Source organism: Gemmatimonas sp. (assembly GCF_031426495.1).
Lineage (GTDB): Bacteria > Gemmatimonadota > Gemmatimonadetes > Gemmatimonadales > Gemmatimonadaceae > Gemmatimonas.
The window spans coordinates 1-3,407 of the sequence record NZ_JANPLK010000033.1; the positions used below are offsets into that span (position 1 = coordinate 1).

Annotated in this window: 1 protein-coding gene; it reads left to right on the forward strand. The window is 60.1% G+C overall.

All coding sequences use genetic code 11. From position 1 onward, the window contains the following. Positions 1 to 1,904: 1,904 nt before the first annotated feature. Complete coding sequence (locus tag RMP10_RS08670) at positions 1,905 to 2,429, forward strand: hypothetical protein (protein WP_310569942.1); 525 nt, start codon at positions 1,905 to 1,907, stop codon at positions 2,427 to 2,429. The last annotated feature ends 978 nt before the right edge of the window (positions 2,430 to 3,407 follow it).

Below are 3,407 nucleotides of genomic sequence, written 5' to 3' on the forward strand. Positions count from 1 at the left end.
ACCACTTTGTAGCGGGCCATGGCAGGATCTCGACAGCGAGGCGAACCGACACCACATTCGATGCAGGACCAACCCGTTGCGTGCTAGCAAGTTCCGTTTCCACATTGGCATGCTTCGGGACTTTTCCTACAGCTTCGTTAGCGAGCACGCTCCAACGAGCTGCAAAGAACTCTCCCACTGACCTCAGAATCCTATGCCGCGGGCTTCCGCACTCGCATTGCTCGTGCTTGCAGTCGCCGGGCTCGCGCGCGAAACCCACGCGCAGTCCGCGCGTGTTCCGTTCGTTCAAGTCTCTCTGGGCGCTGGGACCAGTTCCGGCGGTGACTACGAGGAGAGGGAGGACTACACAGCAGAGTTCATGCTCGCGCTGCCGCTCCGTAGCCGAGCCCCGCACGGACTCCTCGCTGGGCTCGTTGCTGGGACGACGTTTGTGAACGGTAGTGATCTGACATGCCGCCCGCGAGCAGACTTGAGTTGTGTGCCGTTGATGCCGCGGTTCGGCTATGCGGCTGCGGTGCTCGGTCTTGAACGCGTAGGATTGCTGGGAACGGCTTCGGTCGCCGTGGGGCCCGGCCTCGCGGCCGGCAGCGGCCGTAGCCTTCACCCTGGGCTCCTATATCGCGCTGACTACAGCACGCCGGCGATCCAGCAGCTGTCGGTCGTTGTCTCAGGGCGAGGGATGGCCATTGCGGGCGTCGCGGGCTCCACGATCGTTCTTCGAAGCACCAATATTGGCCTGCGTATTCGGTAGCGTGCTACAGAGGCTTCGATCGATGCCGTGCGTCCCGCGTTCGCGCTCGCTAACGATCGCTGCTGCGGACGGGGCTGAGCTAAGGAGGGCGGCTGGCTCGCTGCGCTCGCCTGCCGCACTGTTATGAGGCCCCGCCGCAGAGCGCAGCGTTAGGCCCACTGATTGTGATCGCACTGGTGTCTCGACTACAACGCCGTGCGTCCGCATGGTCAGCTGGGGGAAGAACATCGGAGGAGTACGTGACGTACCTGCAGGATCAGTTACACCCAGTACATTCTTGACCAACGACTAACTCCAGCGCTGGATCAACAACTGGTGTTACGACAGAAGTGGTCGCATAACTGGAGCGGTGCTTCGAGCCGGTCGGTGGTTGCAAAGAAATAGCCGAAAGGTGATCGCGGGTCACAAGAGCTATAACACCACCGGTCGTTTCGTAGTTGGCTGCTATCATGACGTCGCGGATGAGGCGCGATTCCGGTCTTATTCGCGGCGTCAGTCCACTCTCGTAGACCCCAGAATCATGCGGCGACTCGTCATAGTGTGCCTGCTCAGCCTCGTCAGCTCGACCACGCTGCTTGCTCAGCGAGATAGCGTGAGCAAAACCGAATTTGGCGTCGACCAAGGCATAGCAGTCGCATTCGACAACGCTCGGGGAGCTAGATCTGAGTTTCCCGTGACGCTGCGCTTTGGATATGTTTCCGGTCGACGCAGGCGTACTAGTGAGTTGCGACTCGGATTTCTCGAGCGGCGGCAGCACGAAGGAGCGGGTAGTGGAGTTTCCGTCGGCTATTACTCCCTATTGCGCCTCGGATCGGCGATGGCTCGTGCGACGAGCGCGACTGGGCACTACGTGTCGGTCGGCGTCTCGGCAGTTCGGGCGGAAGGCAGCACCGTTCCGGCTATCAACGGAGGCTACGGTGTTCGGCGTCGTGTTGGCGCTGGGGCGATTCGCGCGGAGATCACGGTGTCCGCTGCTCGGGGCTCGACATCGAGCCGAGACGTCATAGGTCTGCCTTCAAGGTCAATGATTGCTACACGCGTGGGATATTCGTGGCTACGGTAGTATTCTCGCAGTTGGGAGGCTTTGGCTGGCGCTTGGGAGGACTGGTAGCGAAGTAGGTTTGTAAGTCGTCTCTTTGATGGGAGTTGCTAGATGCATCGTTTCTCGTGTATTGGGTGTGCTCGCGTAATGGTGTTGCTCTTTTTGTGGGCGCCATCTGTCCGAGCACAGGTTGCCGTTCATGGTACGAAGCTGTCGCCTGACCTGGAGGTCGCCGCCATTACGAGCAGCGTTCGAAGCGTTGCGAAGGATGAGCGCGTTGAGCTGCTGACCCAGCGCATCTGCCGCGACGATGTGTTACACTCCGATTGCCCGCCTGTCGACGCGACAACGATCAACGGACGGCTGCCCATGCGCGTGTGGGGGAGGGCTCGGAATGAACTCAATGCTGACAAGAGTGTTGGCAAGCACCACGGGTCGATGAAGGAAGCGACATTTGCAATGGTTCAGCGACCGGTAGCATTGGGTGACACCATCGTTATCCTGATGCGGTTATCTCGCCCGAATCGTAGTGACGGCCCACCGTCGCTCTTCTTCGACATCGTGCTGCGAACTGATAGCACGGGCATAAGAGTCGTTCGCAGTTCAACCCGTACCCAATCGCCGTTTCCTGAATGAGCGCCACGTACGGTCTCTCGCGCCTAGTGTGCGGGGATTGATACTAGGTGTCGGCGAGCGCGCTGGCCGATCGGGCGAGTATGCCGGGAGGCATTCACTAGGAGACCAGGCGCAACGCTCCCCTGAAATGCGGGTTACCGAGTGTCGAGCCGAGTGGGATCGTAAGGTTGGTGCTGGAGCTCGATCGGCTAGACAGCGGTATGTCGGTCGAGTTAATAGGTGTTAGGCTAACGTCCCCGGGCTTGCTCTACAGAGCTGGGCACGCGAGATCTTGTCGCAACTTCAAGGTTTTCGACACAGTCAATTATTCATGCGAATCTCACGAGCAGTCATCGTTTTGCTGGCCGTCGCCTTGGTGACTGTTGTTCGCCACGCGAGTTCATCCGTCGAAAGTGTGGTGTTGACGGTCATCGTACCCGCGTATCTCGGGGGCGCGTTCGGACTGATCGCGTGGCTCGCCGTTCTCTACCATCGGCGTCGAAGCCTTGGCGATCCTTGGAAGACCCAAACGTTGGTTGGAGTCACTAGTGTCGCGGCGGGTTGTGTAGCCATCGCCTGCGTTCTGGTCCCGCGGCTCCCTGCGAGTGCGCCGCTTACGATACTTGGCGCTGCGACCGCGATACTAGCGACTCTGGTGCTGCTCGCGGCACAGCAGTTCGGCTGGGATCGCCATCCGCGCTGGTGATGGTTCGGCCAAACCATCACGAGAACGTCGTCGACGTGGCCTAACGAAACGTTGCTGCTGTCAGCGCGAGGCGGTGTGCGGCAGGCGGTCGCCGTGCTGGCGCACGTCGCCCGTCCGGCCGCATTTTGTTGGATGCGCTGCAGCAGAACGCAAGGCGTTATACATCAATCCAGACATCGATGGCGCGGGTCATTGAAGTAGTCGCGTATGATGCACGATGGCCGGCTGCGTTTGACGCCGAAGCGACGGAGTTGCGCGAAGTATTTGGCGTACGAGCGCTCACGATCGAACAT